Here is a 17,583-nt window from a genome sequence, read left to right on the forward strand (position 1 = left end):
GCCGAGGTGCCCGGAGCAATGCGTTTCACTGAATCATAGGGTCCTTCGGCCCCGTGTCCAGCACATCGGCCATGGAACTTTGCGGGTCACCGGTTGCCGGGCACCCGTTCGCCCCGCAACGCGGCGATGGCCAGGGCCGCGCGGTCCAGCGCGGGCTGGAGCGTGGCCTCCGGCTGGGGGCCCGAGAACAGGAAACCCTGCAGGGAATCGCAGTGCAGCCTCATCAGGTAGCCGGCCTGGGCCGCTGTTTCCACGCCCTCCGCGGTGACGGTCAGCCCCAGCCCGTGGGCCATCCCGATCATGGCGTTCAGGATGGGCAGCTGCTCGGTGCCGGAGTTGATCATGGACACAAAGGACTGGTCGATCTTCAGCGTGTCCACGGGCAGGCCCTGCAGGCGTCCCAGGGAGGAGAACCCGGTGCCGAAGTCGTCCAGCGCCACCCGGGCGCCGGCCGCGCGCAGGGTCATGAGCTGCTGGATCACATGGCAGTCGTCCTCGAAGAAGACGCTCTCCGTGACCTCCAGGACCAGCTGGCGCGGGTCCACGCCGCAGGATTCCGTCACGGCCAGGACCAGCTCGGCGAAGTCCCCGTGCTGCAGCTGGACACCGGAGACGTTTACGGCCAGGGACCGGGAGGAGTCCTGGTCCAGCCAGGGCTTGAGCTCGGTGCAGCCGCGCAGCAGCACCTCGGTGCCGATCTCGACAATGAGGCCGCTGCGTTCCGCCGCCGGAATGAAATGCTTGGGCGGAACGAGCGCGCCGTCGCGCACCCAGCGGGCCAGGGCCTCGACCTTGGTCACGGTCCCGCTGCCCGCGGAGACGATCGGCTGGTAGTGGACGGCGATCTGGCCGTTGTCCACGGCGTGCCGCAGGCCGGCCTCAAGGTCGTTCCGGTCCACGAGGGCCTTCATCATCTCCGGCTTGAAGCGCAGGTACCGGTTCTTCCCGGCGGCCTTCGCGGCGTACATCGCGACGTCGGCACGGCGCAGGAGCTCGGAGGCGTCGACGGCGGCCTCGCCGATCGAGGCGAGCCCCAGGCTGAGGCTGGGCCGGAGCATGGTGCCGTCGATCCACACCGGGAGGCGCAGCGAGTCGACAATCCGGGCTGCGACCGCCTCGGGCTCCAGCGAGTCGAGCAGGAGCACCACGAACTCGTCGCCGCCCAGCCGGGCCACGATGTCGCTCGGGCGCACGCACGCGCGCAGGCGCCGGCCGACCTCAATGAGCATCTGGTCCCCGGCATGGTGGCCAAGGATGTCGTTGACTTCCTTGAAGTCGTCCAGGTCCAGGAGCAGGACGTCGACGGCGCCGCCGTGCCGGTCCGCCAGGGCGCTGGCGAGGCGGTCGTTGAACAGCTGGCGGTTGGACAGCCCGGTCAATCCGTCCCGGAACGCCAGCGCCTTCAGCTGGGCGGACTGTGCGGCGAGGTCTGCCATGGCCCGGGTGATCCGGTCCTGGGCCACCTTGGCCGCGGTCACATCCCGGAAGCTCCACACCCGTCCGACCACCTGGTCCGCGACTTTCTGCGGGCGGGAATACCGTTCAAAGGTCCGGCCGTCGCGGAATTCCAGGATGTCGTGGCTTTCCGCCGCGGGATCGGCGTAGAGGGCCTCGACCTTCTCGACGAACTGGGCCGGATCCCGCAACTGGTCCAGGACGAAGGCCATGACCGCCTCGTCCTCCCCGGTGGCCAGCATTTCCCGCGGGATGCCCCACATGGTGACGAACTGATTGTTGACGCCGGCGATCTCGCCCTCGCTGCTGACCACCAGGATGCCGTCGGCGGTGGATTCGAGCGTCGCGCTCAGCAGCGACATGGCCTCGCGGAGGCTGTCATCGTTCTCCGGCCGGTGCGAGGTGTCCCGGACCGCGGCGATCATGCTCGCGGAGCCGTTACCAGTCCCGTCCCGGGGGCCTGTACCGGTGAAGAAAATAGATCCGGCCACCTCGGCCTGGAACTCCGTACCGTCCCGCCGGACCCCGTAGGCTTCCACGGGAGCAGTGTCAGTGTCAGTTTCGCCGGCAGCGGCGTCGCCGTCGGTGTGGGCGCCGCGGCGGAGGTTGAAGAACAGCCGCTCGAGTCCGTTGCGGAACCCCTCGGCCAGGAGCATGCGGTGGTCCGCGCCCACGAGTTCCCCGCGGGCATACCCGAACATGCGCTCGGCGGCGGTGTTGACCATTTTGATGGTCCCGTCCTCGGCCACCACCAGCAAGGCGTCGGGGCTGGATTCCACCAGGTCCCCGTAGCCCGGGACCGCGGCGGAAATTTCCTGGGGGACTGTCTTGGAGGCTGTCTTGGGGACTGCGCCGGGCGCTTCCTCCGGGTACGACGACGCCGTCACCCGGCTACCGCCGTGCGAACCTGAGACAACCAACGAGACATTTAGAACCCTCCCATCGGGAAATCATAGGCGCCGGAAGCCTCCCTTGGGTGTCAAGAGGGTGTCAAGAGGGTGTCAACACGTGGGCGGCGCCGGGTCCCCGCCCACGTGGGAGGACCAAACGGCCAGTTGCGCCATCACTTAGGGTGCTTAAAATCCCGGTTTGGCAGCCCCTAGGGATAAGGCAAGGCGGGGGGAGCGGCCCACCCGGGACTCGCCGATCACGGCCTTGTAATGGCCAACGAGTTCGGCGCCGAGCACGGACCACGTCCGGCCCTGGACCGAGGCGTGCGCGGCCGCGGCGAACGCGCGGCGCTTGGCGTCGTCGCCCATCAGGTCCACCACCCGGGCACGGAGCCCGGCGAGGTCGCCGGGCTCATACAGCCAGCCGGTCCGTGAGTTCTCCACGAGGTCCAGCGGGCCGCCGCGGCCCGTGGCCACCACCGGCACCCCGGACGCCATGGCCTCCTGGATGGTCTGGCAGAAGGTCTCGAACTCGCCGGGATGGACGAAGAGGTCGAAGGATGCCACGGCCCGGGCGAGGTGGTCGCCGCCAAGGAACCCGGTGAAGACCGCCTGCGGCAGGGCAGCTTCCAATGCGGGCCGCAGGGGCCCGTCGCCGACGATCACCAGCCGGGTCCCGGGAACATCCGCCAGCACCGCCAGATCCTCCACCTGTTTCTCGGCCGCCAGCCGGCCCACGTAGCCGATGAGGCGCTCGCCGCCGGGCGCCACCGAAGCCCGCCAGCCGGCGTCGCGCTTCGCGGGGTTGAACCGCTGCGTGTCCACGCCGCGCCGCCACATATCCACGCGCGGAATGCCGCGGCCGCGGAGCTGGTTGAGCGCGAAAGTGGAAGGGACCAGGGTGCGCGAGGCCAGCAGATGGATCTGCTCCACCCGGTTCCAGGCCCAGTTCTCCAGAAACGGGACACCGTAGCGCCCCGCATAGCCGGGCACCTCGGTCTGGTAGATGGCGACCGTGGGGATTCCGAGCTGGTGGGCGGCCTGCGCTGCCCGCCAGCCGAGCACGAACGGGGACGCGAGGTGCACGACGTCGGGCGCGTAGTCGGCAAGGATTCGCTTGACCCGATACACACCGCCCATCGCCACCCGCAGGTTCGCGTAGCCGGCCAGCGGGACCGAGGGGAGCCGGAGGACGTGGGCGCCGTAGACCTCGTCCGTTACCTCCGTGTCCTGCGTGGACGGCGCGATCACCAGCACCTCGTCCCCGCGCTCCTGCAGATGCTCCAGCACGCGCAGGATGGAGTGGGTGACCCCGTTCATGAGCGGCAGGAATGATTCGGCGACGATTGCGATCCTCACCCCTCCACGGTGCGGGCGGCGGTTTGCGGCGCGGGGGAGCAGGCGTGGCCGGGAGGGGAAGAGTGGGTAAACAGGTGGGCGAACTCAGGAGGGAACCGCCACGGGCGGGCAGGAAGGCGGGGCGCGCAGAAAGGCGGGCGGGCAGAAACGCGGGCGATTGCCGGGATCTAACCGGGCACCCTCAGATGGGCGCAAGCCAGCGCAGCCATGCGTCCACGGCGCAAACCCCACGAAGCAACGGTGCCGGACGGCATGACGAAAGTCGAGCTACAGCGGGTCGGGCCAGTTGCCGACCGGGAAGCGGGCACAGATGCCGGAAACCGGACCGCAACGCGCGCGCTTGTTGCCTTCCATCAGAAATACCTCCAGAGGCTACGGAACTTCAGAATACGCCCGTCGCCTCCTACCGTCCAGAGGGTCAGTCGGCCTTGAGGACATCCGGAAGTTCGTCCACAAACACCGTCTGCGGCGGCTCAAAATAGATGACCAGGACCTGCTCGCCGACGGCGAAAACGCTGGTCTTGTCGAAGGGGTGGGCGTGGAAGGCACTGGTTCCGCCGCGGACGGGCAGCATGACCTCGCCAATGGTGCCCGGGCCGATCCGTCCGGTGACGCGCCCAATCTTTCCGGTCAGGCTCCGGTCAACATCCTTATGCATCAGAACCCCATTACATCAGAATCCCAGTTCATCAGGTCCTCCGGCTCTCCGCGCGCACGGCGCCCCTACGCCTCGGGCGCCTTCGCGGGCCGTTTGCCGCCATCCCGGGTGTTTTTCAGGGCCGTGGAGAGCGCCGGGAGGTAGTCGCCCACCTGTGCCAAAATACCGCCGATCATCCGGTTAACCCCTTCACCGCCGTTGAGGACGGTCATCTGGCCGACGTGGGCAAACGGCTCGGCCGCCGCCGCCACGATCGCCGGCATGTTCTCGGCCAGCTGCTGGGAGATGACGGCCTCCTGGTTGGTGCCCAGGGCTTCGGCACGGGCCTTGATGCCCTCTGCCTCGGCCAGTGCCTTGGCTTTGATGGCGGAGGCAGCGGCATCGCCGCGGGCCTTCGTGGCGGCGGCCTCGGCCTCGCCGGTGACCTTGGTGGCGCCGGCCGCTGCTGCTGCCGCCGTCGCGTTCGCCTGCGCCTGCACCTCGGTCCGCCGGGCGTTGGCCTGGGCCTCGAGCTCGGTGCGCCGGGCCAGTGCCTCGGCCGCGCTGATGTCCGCGGATTTCTGGCCTTCCGCGTCGGTGCGCTTGGCGTACGCCCTCGCGTCGGCGGGCTTGCGGACGGTGGTCTGCAGTTTCTGTTCCTCCCGATCGGCCTCGAGCTTGGCCACCTCGGTTTCCTGGACCACCACCAGCTGGCGGGCCGTCGCGTCGGCCAGCGGCCCGGCCTGGGCCGCGTTCGCCTTGGCGCGCTCTGCATTGGCCTGCGCCTCGGACTGCCGGATCGCGGACACGCTCCGGGCGTCGGCGATCATGGCCTCGGCCTCCGCTTCCTTTTCTGCCGCCTCGCGGTTCCTGGTGGCCTCCGCGATGCGGGCCTCCATCTTGACCAGGGCGATGTGCGGCTTGGCGATGTTCTGGATGTAGCCGGTGGGGTCCTGCAGGTCCTTGATCTGCAAGGAATCGACGACCAGCCCCAGCTTCTCCATTTCGACGCCGCTGGCGCTGCGGACCTGGGAGGCCAGCTTGTCGCGCTCGCGGATGATTTCCTCGACCGTCATGCTGCCGATAATCGAGCGCAGGTGGCCTTCGAAGACGTTGTATACCTGGCTTTCCATCTTGGGCTGCTGGCCCAGGAACCGCCGTGCGGCGTTGGCAATGAACGGCGGGGCATCGCCGATCTTGTAGATGACCACGCCGTCGACAATCACCTGGATGCCCTGGGAGGTGACGCAGGAGACCTTGAGCTCGGTTTCGTTCAGCGTCAGGGACAGCGGCCGCACGGTCTGCAGGCCCGGCAGCACCAGGGCCCCCTTGCCGGTGACGATCTTGAAGTCCATCCCCTCCCGGGTTTCCAGCGTGCCGCGCGTCAGCCCGGAGATGATGAGGGCCTCGTTCGGTTCCGCCACCTTCCACATCAGTTTTGTTGCCACCCAGATGACGCCGACGACGGCGACCGCCCCCAGGATGATCGAAATGAGCGGATACAAAAATGACAAGTCCGGCATAACCAGGTCCTTTCACGGCGGTGGAAAAGATATTAAGCAAAGCCCCAAACGATGCTGCTGGCAGTCCCCGGCCGGCCTGGAGGCAGGAATTACCACGCCGCCCAGCCAGCTGTTGTACACAGTCTGTGGTGCTTCCGGCCGGGAAGTCCAGCAATTCGATGGTGTCCGGTCATGCGCCCATGTCCAGCCGGTGCCTAAAGCCCCTGTTGGGAGCCTCCGCCGCCGTGCCAGCGTGGAAGAGGGTGCGGGCGCGGAAGAGTTTGAACGAGCCAGCCTGCCTGGGTGAGCGGGGGCGGGGTGGGGCCAGGAGTGCCTGCCCGTGAAGGGGGTGATGGGTGATGCTCGGCTCTCCTCTCGGGATGACCCGTACCACCGGGATCGCGTGGGACATCTGGCGGGCCGAGCGGGCAAGCCAGGATGCGATCACCCGCCGGCAACGGGACCGGCTCGCCGCGCTGGTTGAGTGCGCACGGTCCTCCTCGCCTTACTACCGCAGGCTGTACCGGGACGTCCCGGACATAGTCCCGGACACGGTCCCGGACACAGTCCCGGACATAGTCCCGGACACGGTCCCGGACACAGTCCCGGACCGGGCCAACGATCTGGCCACGTATTTAGGGGAGCTGCCGCCGGTGGGCAAGCGCGAGCTCATGGAGAACTTCGATGACTGGGTGACCGATCCCCACATCACGCTCGCCGGGTTGAAGCAAGACCTGCTGGATGACCCCTCGCGGATCGGCAGCCTCTACCGCGGGCAGTACCTCGTGGTGACGACGTCGGGGTCCACCGGTGAACCCGCGGTCCTGGTCCATGACCGGGCCTCGCAGCTGGTGGCCAGTCTCCTGGGTCCGATCCGCGGACGGCGCACACTGATGGCGGCTAAGGAGGCGCGGGCTTTCCTGCGCCGGGGGCTGCGGGCCGCGGCGCTGATCGCGGACGAGGACCACTTTGCCGGCGTCGTGCTGACCGAGGCCGCGCGGCGGCGCAGCCCCCGCATCGCCCGCCGGGTGCGCGTATTCTCCGTGCTCCGGCCGCTCCCGGACCTTGTGGCGGACCTCAACGACTTCCAGCCGACCGTGCTCTACGGGTATCCGAGCGCCATGGTGCAACTGGCCGCCGAACAGCAGGCGGGACGGCTCCGGATCCATCCGCTCCTGGCGGTCGCGTCCGGGGAGAGCCTGGCGGCCCACGCCGCGGCCCAGATCGAGGCGGCCCTCGGCTGCCGGGTCAGCGTGCGCTACCTTGCCTCGGAGGCGCTCGCCCTGACCAGCCGCTGCCGGCAGGGACTCTTGCACGTCAACGCGGACTGGACCATCGTGGAGCCGGTGGACGACGCCTTCCGGCCCGTCCCGCCCGGCGAGCTCTCCCATACAGTGCTGGTCACCAACCTGGCCAACCGCGTCCAGCCGCTGATCCGCTACAACCTGGGCGACCGGGTGCAGCTGGCTGCCGGCCCGTGCGCCTGCGGCAGCCCGTTTCCCACGCTGCGGGTCGAGGGCCGCAGCGGCGACGTGCTGACCTTCTCTGCCGCCGACGGGACAATGTTGGAAGGGACAGGGTTGGAAGGGACAGGGTTCGACGGGACAGGGTTGGACGGGACAGAGCTGGACGGGACAAGGTTTGGCGGGACAAGCTTGGACAGCGAACTGGTGACCGTGCTGCCGTTGGCGCTGGGCACGGTGATCGAGGAGACCGCCGGTGTCCGCCGGTTCCAGGCGATCCGCACCGGGCCGGGCTCGCTCACCGTGCGGCTCGAGCTGTGGCCGGAGGCCGCCACGGCGGCCGTGCGGACGGCGGTGGGGGAGCGCCTGGGTGCGTTCTTCGCGGCCCAGGGCGCCGCCGGCGTCGACGTCCGGTTTAGCGATGAGCCGCCCCGGCCGGACCGTAGCGGCAAGTTCCGCGCGGTGTGGTCCGCCTGAGCTGGCCGCGGTTGTCGCTGCCGTTAGGGCTGACAGTGTTGCTAGTGCTGTTCCAGGATCCGCCGGGCGTCCTGCTGGGCCTGGAGCTGCTCCGGGGTCACGGACTGTCCGGTCAGGAACCCGGCGGCGGCCATGATCCGGCGCAGCTCGGCGACGCTGCGCGGGGTCCGCACCCCGTGGTGCGCCATGGCGTGGCAGTTGGCGCAGAGCGGGACGAGGTCTGTGACGGGGTCCAGTTCATACCTGCTGCCCAGCTGTGACACCGGGACCAGGTGGTGGACCGGAATGAAGTCCTTGCCGATCTCGCCGTAGGCGATTTCAAACGAGAATCCGCAGGCGGCGCAGCTGGTCCCGTGGTGGGCGACGCAGACCCGCCGGGCGTCCGGACTGTGTTCGTACTTGTTGACTTCGACCCGGGTGACCGCCGCCGCCGGGACGGTGCCGGGCACGGGCTGGGTGGGGTCCGCCGGCACCGGGCCGAACTCGCCCCAGAGTCCGCGGAGCAGGGGCTCGACGGCGGAGTCGACAGCCAGCGCGGGGCCGTGCAGGGATTCCCAGTCGATGCCGGGCACGGCCTCGGCGAGGACCCCGGGCGGGATCTGGTCGCCGGCGGGCAGGAGGGCGTCGAAGTCCACCTGGATGCAGAGCGCGGATGCGGGCTGTGCGCCGGGCTGTGCGCCGGGCCGTGCATCGCCCTGCGCGCCAACCCGGGCGGCGCTCGCGGAGTCCCGTGCCTGGGCGCGGGGAGCCGGCCGTTCCGAGACGATAACGCCGTGGCCGATCAGGCCGCACCCGTGGCGGCCCTGGAGCACCAGCCACGCGTCCGCGCCGGAGGCAGCAGCCCCTGCGGCGTCCGCGCCGGCCGCGCTGCCGGGTCCGCTGCCGAGACCAGTCCCGACGTCCCAGCTGGCCAGGTGCCGGCCGGTTTCGGCGACCTCCTCCAGCACGGCCGGGTAGGTCCAATCGTTCCATTCGTCGGGGTTCCAGACGAGGATGATTGCTGTCATCTGCCCATTGTCGCAGTCCCCTCTGCCTGATGGTCAGAGCACCCGTTGATTGTCAGGACTACGGCCAATTGTCAGGACTGCGGCCGTTTGCCACACCGGCGGCCGCCGTTAGCCCGGACTGCCTGCGGCATTGTTCAGCGGCCCGGTGGGCCCGGTCTTGCAGGTGGCGTTGAGGGTGTCCTCCGCGATGGACTCCATTTGGTGCAGAATGTGGGTGTCGCCGCGGGGGAGCGGTTCCGGCGGGTAGGCCACGGCCATGGTGAGCTGCCGGGTTCCGTCCGCGCTGGTCATCGTGATGGTGCCGTAGCCGGGCACGTCGCCGGGATGGCCGTAGTAGAAATCGTTGGTGCACAGATCGTTCCAGCGGACCACGCCGAGTCCGTACCGGGCGTAGAGCGGGCTTTCCATTTGCGTGATCGTGGCCGGTTTGAGCAGCTTGTTCTGCAGCAGCGCGCGGTAGAACGTATTCACGTCCGCCACGGAGGACACCATGCCGCCGGCGGCGTTGTCGATCTGGGCGGCCGGATAGGTGACGTCGAGTTGTTTGCGGTCCAGGGCGATGTAGCCGTGGACCATGGACGACGGCGCCGGGCCGGCCGCCGTCATCAAGGTCTCGCTCAAGCCCAGCGGCTCGATGATGTCGGTGCTGATCACCTCGCCGATCCGCCGGCCGGTGAGGTGCTCGACGATCAGCGCCAGGGCAATGTAATTCGAGTTGGAGTACTCAAATCCCTGGGCCAGCTTCGCCTGCCAGGAGATCCGTCCCGCCATGGCCAGCAGATCCGCCAGGCTCACCTTGGTGGTTAGGGCTTTCCGCACCGTGGCCGGATCGAACAGCGGCCCGTCCACGGACGGCATGCCGGAGCGGTGCTGCAGCAGCTGGCGGACCGTGACCGGCCCCGGCGGGTGCATCACCTTGTTGAACTCCGGCAGGTAGGTGCTGACCGGCGCGTCCAGTTCCAGCCGGCCCTCCTCGGCCAGTTTGAGCACGCAGACGGCCACCATGGACTTGGTGACGCCGCCGATGTGCACCGGGTCCGTTATCTCGGCCCGGGACGGGCTGTTCAGGTTTCGGACCCCGTAGGCCGCGGACCACTCGTCCCCGCCCACACGGACCTGGATGAGGACGGCCGAGGCGCCGTCGTCGAGCAATCTCCTGCTGAACTGTTCGAGCACGGCCCGGTAGCCGGATTCGGGCGACACCGGCGCCGGAGGTTTCGGCCCGGGGCTGCAGCCGCCGAGGGCGGCGGCGAGCACGACGGCGAGGATTGCGGCCGTGAGCCGGCGGAATGATGCGCGGATCCAGACCATCGGCATGAGGGTCCTTCTTGCAGGTCGGAAGTGCAGCCAGGGCAGGAAGATGCCCCCAGCCAGGCACAGTCCTAATGATTGTGATGGTCCTCAGACGGGGTGCAGCCGTCAAGGGCCAAAGGGGCGTGATCATACGAAAACGGCCGCCAAGCAGTTGTGCTTGGCGGCCGTTTTTCGGCAAGCCGGCGACAGGGACAGTCAGCCCGTGGCGCCGTCGCCTAGAGGCGCACCCGCCACCACAGGGTGGTCGCGGTGCAGGTTTCCGAGGGCTGAGGCGCCCTGCGGCGACCCCAGTTCCTCGAAGAATTCCACGTTGGCGCGCACGTAGTCGGCCCACTCGTCCGGGACATCGTCCGAGTAGTAGATCGCCTCCACCGGGCAGACGGGATCGCAGGCGCCGCAGTCCACGCATTCGGACGGGTGGATGTAGAGCGAGCGTTCACCCTCATAGATGCAGTCCACCGGGCATTCGTCGATGCAGGCCTTGTCCTTGACATCCACACAGGGCTGGGCGATCACGTACGTCATGGCTGGCTACACACCCGTGTAGACGGTCTTGCCCCACGTGAAGAAGTCCAGTGCGGACTTCCCCTGTTCGCGGAACGTGTTGGTGGAGGAATCCTTGACGCCGCCGAACGGCACGTTCAGGTCCAGGCCCGCCGTCGGACGGTTGACCTTGATGACCCCGGCCTGGGCGCGGGCGGCGAAGTCCGTGGAGAACGCCAGGGAGTCGGTGCAGATCCCGGCGGTCAGGCCGTAGCGGGAATCGTTGATCGCGGCGAGCCCGGCCTCGTAGTCCGGGACCTCGAGGACGGCCACCACGGGTCCGAAGATCTCTTCGGTCACGGCGGCGTCGTCGAAGGGCAGGTCCGTGAGGATGGCGGCCGGGAAGAGGAACCCGGCGTCCGTGCCGCCGTCGAACTCACCGTGCAGCAGCGTGGCGCCGCGTTCGACGGCGGTGCGCACCGCGGCCTGGTTCTGTTCGAACTGCTGGCTGCTCACCACGGCGCCCATCTTGGCCTCGAGGCCGTCGCCGGCGGTGTACTGCGCGGCTTCCTCGGTGAGGGCCTTCAGGAAGGCGGCGCGGATGCCGGGCGTGACGTAGACGCGGGACGTGGCGGTGCAGGCCTGGCCGGTGAGGCCGAACGCGCCGGCCGCCACCACCTGGGCAGCCTTGCGGGGATCGGCGTCGTCCAGGACCAGCACGCCGTTCTTGCCGCCCATTTCCAGCTGGACCCGGGCGCGGCGGGCGTTGAGGATCTCCTGCAGCCCGAGCCCGACGTTGGTGGAGCCGGTGAAGGACAACCCGGCGATGCGGGAGTCGCGGGCCAGGGCGTCGCCCACCACGCGGCCCTTGCCATGGACCACGTTGAACACGCCGGCGGGCAGCCCGGCGTCCTGCAGGGCCCGGGCCAGGTGCGTGGCCGAGAGCGGGGTGAGCTCGGCCGGCTTGATGACCACGGCGTTGCCGCTGATCAGTGCCGGGGCGGACTTCCAGGCCGGGATGGCGATGGGGAAGTTCCACGGCGTGATGAGCCCGACGACGCCGAGCGCCTCGCGGCGGGTGGTGATGGTGGTGTCCGGCAGGCCGCTGGGCAGCACCTCGCCGGTGGCAGCCCAGCCGAGGGACCCGAAGTAGCGCAGCACGTCGGAGGCGCGCTTGACCTCGCCCTTGGCCTCGGCGAGGGTCTTGCCCTCTTCCCGGACGAGGTCCTCGGCGATGGCGCTCTGGCGCTCCAGGAGCAGGTTCCCGGCGGCCATCAGGATGGCGCCGCGGGACGGGGCGGGCAGGGCTGCCCAGGCCGGCTGCGCGGCGGCGGCGGCGGTGATGGCGGCGTCGACGTCGGCTGCGGTGCCGCTGGGGGAGAGGGCGGCGAGCTCGCCCGGGCGGGCCGGGTTCATCCGCTCGGTGTCCGCCCCGCCGAGCCATTGGCCGTTGATCAGGTGCCGGGCGGTGATGAGGTCCCGGGCTGTTGCTGTTGAGGTGTCTGTGCCGGTGGAAGTCATGGGGTTCCTTCTGAAGAGAGGACGGGAGGAAAGGGAGGCGGGCTACAGCCCGCGAATCAGGCCGCCGTCGCAGCGCAGTGCCACGCCGGTGATGTAGGAGGCCGGCGCGCTGCAGAGGAACGCCGCGGCGGCGCCGAATTCCTCGGGTGCGCCGTAGCGGCGGGCGGGGATGGTCTTGCGGGATTCGAGCTGGATTTCCTCGGCGGTGGTGCCGCGCCGCTTGGCGGCGGCCTGGTCGAGTTCCGCGACCCGGTCCGTGGCGATGCGTCCGGGGAGGAGCATGTTGACCGTGACGGCGTCCAGCGCCACCTCGGCGGCGAGGGTCTTGAGGTAGCCGGCCAGCGCCGCGCGGCCGGTGTTGGACACGGCCAGGTTCGGCAGCGGTGCCACGACGCCGCTCGACCCGACGGCCAGGATCCGGCCCCAGCGCCGTTCCCGCATGCCCGGCAGGATGTGCGAGACCAGGGCGTGGTGCGGTTTGACGAGTTGTTCGAACGCCGCGGCGATGTCGTCCGCGCCGAGCGTGGCGGCCGCGCCGGGCTTCGGCCCGGGACCGTTGAGGACCAGGATGTCGATGGGCCCGAGTTCCGCTACGGTCTGTTCGACGGCGGCGGCCACGCCTTCGGCGGTGCTGAGGTCCGCTTCGACGGCGATGGCACCCGGCCCGTAGGCGTCCGTCAGTTCGGCGACGATCTCCTTGGCGCGGACTTCGCGCCGGCCGGTGATGGCCACCCGGACGCCTTCGGCAGCGAGGGCCCGGGCGATGGCGAGGCCCAGGCCGCCGGTCGAGGCGGCCACAAAGGCGGTCTTTCCGCTGATTCCGAAATCCATCAGTTCCTCCCCGCCGTGCTCAGCGCGGCGGCCGGGTTCGGCCCCAGGGCCTCCGCGGCCTCGGCCAGGTGGGTGCGCAGCCCGGTCCGGAGAACCTCCGGGAAGGCCGCGGCCGGTGCCCGGACGCCGGCGTCGGCAATGAGTCCGCGCTGGTGCAGGCATTCCTTGCGGATCGCCAGCGCGATTTTCGCCTGCTGCTCGAAGTTGATCAGCGGCAGGTAGGGCAGCAGGGCATCGCGGGCGGCCTCGTAGCCGTCCTTCTGCCAGGCCCGCACGCAGGCGATGAGCGCTTCCGGGTAGGAGAAACCGGTCATCGCCCCGGCGGCACCGGCAAGGAGCTCGTCCAGCAGCCCCTGGCCGCCGAGGCCGCCGAAGACGGAGACGTCGAGGGCCGCGGTGAGGTGTCCGATCGCCACGGAGGTGGGCGGAGCCTCGGCCTTGACCGCGGTGACGAAGCCGCAGGCCTGAACCACCGAAATGAGCGCCTCGGTGCTGATGTGGACGCCGCTGGCCAGCGGGTAGTCCTGCAGCACCACGTTGGCGCCGGTGGACTGGTGGATGGCGTTCAGGTGCGCGATGACCACACCGGGGTTGGCGGAGTTGGCCTGCACCATGACCGCCGACAGCCGGTCCCCGGTGGCGGCCTGGATGGAACGGATTTCATCGACGGCCGTGCCGGTGAAGAGGGACGTCACCCCCACCACGAGGGGCAGGCGCGTTTCCTCCATGACCACTTCCAGGACCAGGCTGCGCTCGGCTGCCGTCAGGGCCGCGGCCTCGCCGAACACGCCCAGGACGGTGAGTCCCGTGGCGCCGATCGACTCGTAGTAGCCCACGAGTCCGGCCAGGCTGTCCGTGTCGACATCCAGGGTGCTGCCCTGGAACGGTGTGGCGACGACGCCCCACACGCCGGGTGTCAGTGACTCCCGCATTGGGTTTCTCCTTCTAAGCTCTTGTTGTTCTTCGAGCGGCCGAATATCAGGCGGTGGATCCGCTACCGGCCCGGCCAGTGCGGCGCGCGCTTCTCCTGGAAGGCGCGGACGCCCTCGGCGGAGTCTTCGCTGTCCAGCGCCGCCATGAGGGCGGGGAGCCGGAGGCCGCGGGCCTCGGTGGCGGTCAGGTGCGCGGTCTGCGTGACCATCTGCTTGACCGCCCGGACGGAGGTGGGGGCGCAGGCGAGGATCTGGTCCACCCAGCGCTGTACGGCGGCGTCGAGTTCGTCCGCGGGGACCACCTCATTGACCAGGCCCATGGACTGCATCTCTGCGGCCTCGGCCTTCCGCCCGGTCAGGAGCATGCCCATCGCCTGGGTGTGCGGGATCCGGCGCACCAGCTGGTGGATGCCGCCGTCGAGCGCCAGACGCCCGACGCGCGGTTCCGTCAGCCCGAAGCGGGCCGTTTCCGCGGCGATCACGATGTCCGCGCCGAGCACGATCTCCATGCCGCCGCCGAGTGCATAACCGTTGACCCGGGCGATCACCGGGATGTCCAGCGTGGTGCGCAGGCTGAGCCCGCCGAAGCCGTTCGGGTCCAGGCCCGCCCAGTATTCGAGGCCGGTCTTGTCCACGGCGGAGGCGGACATGTCCGCGCCGACGCAGAAGGCCCGGGTCCCGGCGCCCGTGATGACGACGGCCCGGACGTCCGGATCGGCCTCGAGCTGGTCCCAGATCTCGTTGAGCCGGGCCTGCGCGCCGCCGTCGACGGCGTTGAGCACGTGCTGGCGGTCGATGACCACGGTGGCGACGTGGCTCTCGATGGTCAGGGTGACCTGATCCACGACGGTCTCTACTGTGGCGGTCACCGGAGCACCCCCAGTTCCTGCAGGCGCTCGATGGTCTCGGCGTCGAAGCCGTTCTCCAGCAGCACCTCGACGTTGTGTTCGCCCAGCCGCGGGGCCACCCGGCGGATGGTGGGCGGGGTGGCGGAGAGCCGGATGGGTGCGTTGAGCATCTTCACGGTGCCGACGCCGGGGTGTTCGGCCTCGACGATCATGTTGTTGGCGTGGGTCTGCGCATCGGCCAGGGTCTGCTCCAGGGTGTGCACCGGGGCGTTGAGCAGCCCCTGGTCTTCGAGCCGGGAGGTCCAGTATTCGGTGGTGTTGGTGGCCATGCGCTCGCGGAAGATCGCCTGCAGTGCCGGCTTGTTCTTGAACTGCTGTTCGAGGTTGGCGAACTCGGGCCGCAGCGTGAGGTCCTCGTCCAGGCCCAGGGCCTCGGAAATGCGCAGCAGCGGGTCCGGGGTGAAGCCGCCCACCATGCAGACGGCGCCGTCGGTGGTTTCAAAGACGCCGCTGAGCGGCATGGCGCCCCAGTTGACCTCGTAGCCGCGGTTGAGCTGCATGCAGGCCTCCTGCATCTGCAGGTGCAGCATGGAGTCGTACATGGTCACCTCCACCTTCTGCCCGACGCCGGCGGACTCGCGGGTGCGCAGTGCCAGCAGGATGCCCTGCATGAGGTGCATGCCCGTGATGTAGTCGCACAGCGTGGTGGGGTAGATGGCCGGCTTCATGTCATCCGACTCGCGCCGCCACATGACGCCGGAGTAGGCCTGGGCGATCGCGTCCTGGCCGCCCTTGTGCGAGTAGGGGCCCTCGGGGCCGAAGCCGGTGCCGGAGGCCCAGATGATGCCCGGGTTCTGCTCCTTGAGGTCCTCGTAGCCGAAGCCCATCCGCTCCATCACGCCGGAGCGGAAGTTGCTGACCACGACGTCCGCGTCGGCGAGCAGCCGGCGGAGGACGGCCTTGCCCTCATCGGTGCGGGTGTCCACCGAGATGCTGCGCTTGTTCCGGTTGATGGACAGGAAGATGGGGTTGTCCTGGCCATCCTTGTCCGGGAACGAGTTGCGGGAGATGTCCCCGGCGCCGGGGCGTTCCACCTTGATGATGTCCGCGCCGTAGTCGCCCAGCAGCTGGGTGCAGGACGGACCCATGAACACCTGGGTGAAGTCCACGATCTTGATTCCCTCGAGCGGCAGCGGGGTGCCAGCCGGGAGAGGGGTGCCCGCAGCCTCAGCGGCGGGTGCTGTTCCTTCTGCTGTTGTGCCTGGGAACAGGTCGTCGATGACGGTGCTCATGCCCCCACCACCGCGTCCACGTCAAGGGTGGCGTTCGACGACGGGACGTCGCCCGGGTCGGCGCCGTGCCGGCGCATGCCCTGCTGGATGTCGAGTGCGGAGACGTCGCGCACGAGGGTGCCGTTCTGGATCGCCAGCGCGGCGGCGACGCCGACTGCCTGGCCCATGGCCATGCAGGGCGGGATCTCGCGGGACATCTTCTGCGCCTCGGGGGTGGCGGAGTAGTGCCGGCCGGCGACGAGCAGCTGGTCCACTTCCTTGGGCAGCAGCGAGCGGAAGGGGTAGTAGTAGTCGCGGCCGCGGGCCACGGTGTCGGCGAAGTGGCGGCGGGAGGTGACGTCGTCCTTGGTCATGACGTACTCGCCTTCGAGCAGGCGGGTCTGGCGCACGCCCATCTGGGACGCGACGTCGAGCATGTAGCAGTTCTCGAAGCCGGGCAGGTTGGCGCGGACGTAGTCCACGGCCTCGGTGATGCGGTCCCGGGCGGCGAACTCGGCGGCCGTCATGTCCGCCGGGTCGACTCCGTCGAAGCCGGTCATGTGGGGTGCGTTGCACCAGACGACGCCGTCGATGGGGGTCTTGAGCCACCACAGTTCCCAGGCGCCGCCGAGGAGGCGCTTGATCTTGCGGTTGATGGCGCGGGCTTCCTTCGGGTTGGCCTGTTCGAAGGCCTCCGCGGCGTTGGTGTCGACGTTGCCCAGGCGGAAGACGAGCGTGGTGAGGTAGCTGTCCTTGACGTAGCTGGCGCCGGCCCGGGAGGCGACGTCGATGTCGCCGGTGGTGTCGATGACGATGTCGGCCATGAAAGCCTGCGGGCCGGACTTGGTCTCGCAGATGACACCCTTCATGACGCCGTTGTCCACGATGGGGCGGGAGAACCAGGAGTGCAGGCGCAGGTTGACGCCGGCCTCGCGGACGAGGTCGTTGGAGACGCGCTTCCAGCCGTCCGGGTCGAAGGCGGCGGCGTAGCAGACCGGCTTGGGGGTGGTGTGGGAGTGGAAGTCGAAGGTGCCGTAGCGGCCCCACTTGTTCCACAGTTCCTCGGAGGTCTTGCGGTCATCGGCCGGCGGGACGATCGCCAGGCCCAGCTTCTGCAGCCGCTCGACGTACTCGGAGACGATGCCGGTGACCGTGATTTCCTGGCCGTTGATCATGTCATCGAGCACCAGGACCATGCCGCCGGAGGCGAGGCCGCCCAGGGAGGAATAGCGTTCCAGCAGCGTGACAGAGGCGCCCGAACGGGCCGCGGTGACGGCTGCGGCCACGCCTGCGGGGCCACCGCCGACGACGAGGACGTCGGAGCGGGAGATGACGGGGGCGGTGAGGTCCGCCGTGGTGGTGCTGAGTTCCAGCGACGACATGGCTGTGGACGGGTTCATGGGGATCCTTACTGTTTCGGCCGAAGTGCCGTTAGAGGCGTGCCGTGGGAACGGGTGCCGTCGGAACGGTGCCGGTGACGTAGAAGACGGTGCCCGGCAGGAACGCGGCGACGCTGACCGCGTATTCCACCCGGCAGAGGGTATGACGCATCGCGGCCCGTTGCGGGCCGTGGTGCGGACTGTTGGAGGGGTT

General features: G+C 69.3%; 14 protein-coding genes. 1 reads left to right on the forward strand and 13 read right to left on the reverse strand.

What is annotated here, in order from left to right:
* Positions 1–86: 86 nt before the first annotated feature.
* From ABH915_RS06245 to ABH915_RS06260, 4 genes are all read right to left on the reverse strand, one after another.
* On the reverse strand, positions 87–2,342 hold the full coding sequence (locus ABH915_RS06245) for an EAL domain-containing protein (protein ID WP_370119006.1): 2,256 nt from the start codon (positions 2,340–2,342) through the stop codon (positions 87–89).
* Positions 2,343–2,531: 189 nt separating this feature from the next.
* On the reverse strand, positions 2,532–3,704 hold the full coding sequence (locus ABH915_RS06250; RefSeq protein ID WP_370119009.1) for a glycosyltransferase family 4 protein: 1,173 nt from the start codon (positions 3,702–3,704) through the stop codon (positions 2,532–2,534).
* Between the two features lie 418 nt (positions 3,705–4,122).
* Positions 4,123–4,362, reverse strand: a complete 240-nt coding sequence (locus ABH915_RS06255; protein ID WP_143264731.1) for a hypothetical protein — start codon at positions 4,360–4,362, stop codon at positions 4,123–4,125.
* 65 nt (positions 4,363–4,427) lie between these two features.
* Entirely contained in the window at positions 4,428–5,864 is a 1,437-nt protein-coding gene (locus ABH915_RS06260) for a flotillin family protein (RefSeq protein WP_018774802.1), read from the reverse strand.
* Positions 5,865–6,223: 359 nt separating this feature from the next.
* Here ABH915_RS06260 and ABH915_RS06265 point away from each other — a divergent pair, with 359 nt between their 5' ends.
* Positions 6,224–7,783 carry a phenylacetate--CoA ligase family protein gene (locus tag ABH915_RS06265; RefSeq protein WP_370119013.1) on the forward strand — a complete coding sequence of 520 codons (1,560 nt, stop codon included), beginning with the start codon at positions 6,224–6,226 and terminating at the stop codon, positions 7,781–7,783.
* Between the two features lie 41 nt (positions 7,784–7,824).
* Here ABH915_RS06265 and ABH915_RS06270 read toward each other — a convergent pair whose 3' ends face one another.
* The 9 genes from ABH915_RS06270 to ABH915_RS06310 form a co-directional block, all read right to left on the reverse strand.
* Positions 7,825–8,790 carry an HNH endonuclease gene (locus tag ABH915_RS06270; RefSeq protein WP_370119016.1) on the reverse strand — a complete coding sequence of 322 codons (966 nt, stop codon included), beginning with the start codon at positions 8,788–8,790 and terminating at the stop codon, positions 7,825–7,827.
* Between the two features lie 108 nt (positions 8,791–8,898).
* Entirely contained in the window at positions 8,899–10,107 is a 1,209-nt protein-coding gene (locus tag ABH915_RS06275) for a serine hydrolase domain-containing protein (RefSeq protein ID WP_370119019.1), read from the reverse strand.
* A 192-nt stretch (positions 10,108–10,299) separates the two neighbouring features.
* Positions 10,300–10,629 carry a ferredoxin gene (gene fdxA / locus ABH915_RS06280; protein WP_370119022.1) on the reverse strand — a complete coding sequence of 110 codons (330 nt, stop codon included), beginning with the start codon at positions 10,627–10,629 and terminating at the stop codon, positions 10,300–10,302.
* 6 nt (positions 10,630–10,635) lie between these two features.
* A complete protein-coding gene (locus ABH915_RS06285; RefSeq protein ID WP_370119025.1) occupies positions 10,636–12,108 on the reverse strand; it encodes an aldehyde dehydrogenase family protein in 1,473 nt (490 codons plus the stop codon).
* A gap of 42 nt (positions 12,109–12,150) precedes the next feature.
* Positions 12,151–12,939: an SDR family oxidoreductase gene (locus tag ABH915_RS06290; protein WP_018774796.1), complete on the reverse strand. Its 789-nt coding sequence runs from the start codon at positions 12,937–12,939 to the stop codon at positions 12,151–12,153.
* Positions 12,939–13,871, reverse strand: a complete 933-nt coding sequence (locus tag ABH915_RS06295) for a dihydrodipicolinate synthase family protein (RefSeq protein ID WP_370119029.1) — start codon at positions 13,869–13,871, stop codon at positions 12,939–12,941. Before ABH915_RS06295 ends, ABH915_RS06290 begins: the two co-directional genes overlap by 1 nt.
* 62 nt (positions 13,872–13,933) lie before the next feature.
* Positions 13,934–14,740, reverse strand: a complete 807-nt coding sequence (locus tag ABH915_RS06300) for an enoyl-CoA hydratase-related protein (RefSeq protein WP_370119032.1) — start codon at positions 14,738–14,740, stop codon at positions 13,934–13,936.
* Positions 14,737–16,011 carry a CaiB/BaiF CoA transferase family protein gene (locus ABH915_RS06305; protein ID WP_370119035.1) on the reverse strand — a complete coding sequence of 425 codons (1,275 nt, stop codon included), beginning with the start codon at positions 16,009–16,011 and terminating at the stop codon, positions 14,737–14,739. The genes ABH915_RS06300 and ABH915_RS06305 overlap by 4 nt, the downstream gene beginning before the upstream one ends.
* Positions 16,008–17,390, reverse strand: a complete 1,383-nt coding sequence (locus ABH915_RS06310; RefSeq protein ID WP_370119038.1) for an FAD-dependent oxidoreductase — start codon at positions 17,388–17,390, stop codon at positions 16,008–16,010. Before ABH915_RS06310 ends, ABH915_RS06305 begins: the two co-directional genes overlap by 4 nt.
* Positions 17,391–17,583 lie beyond the last annotated feature (193 nt).

The organism is Arthrobacter sp. MW3 TE3886 (assembly GCF_041262145.1).
Taxonomy (GTDB): domain Bacteria; phylum Actinomycetota; class Actinomycetes; order Actinomycetales; family Micrococcaceae; genus Arthrobacter.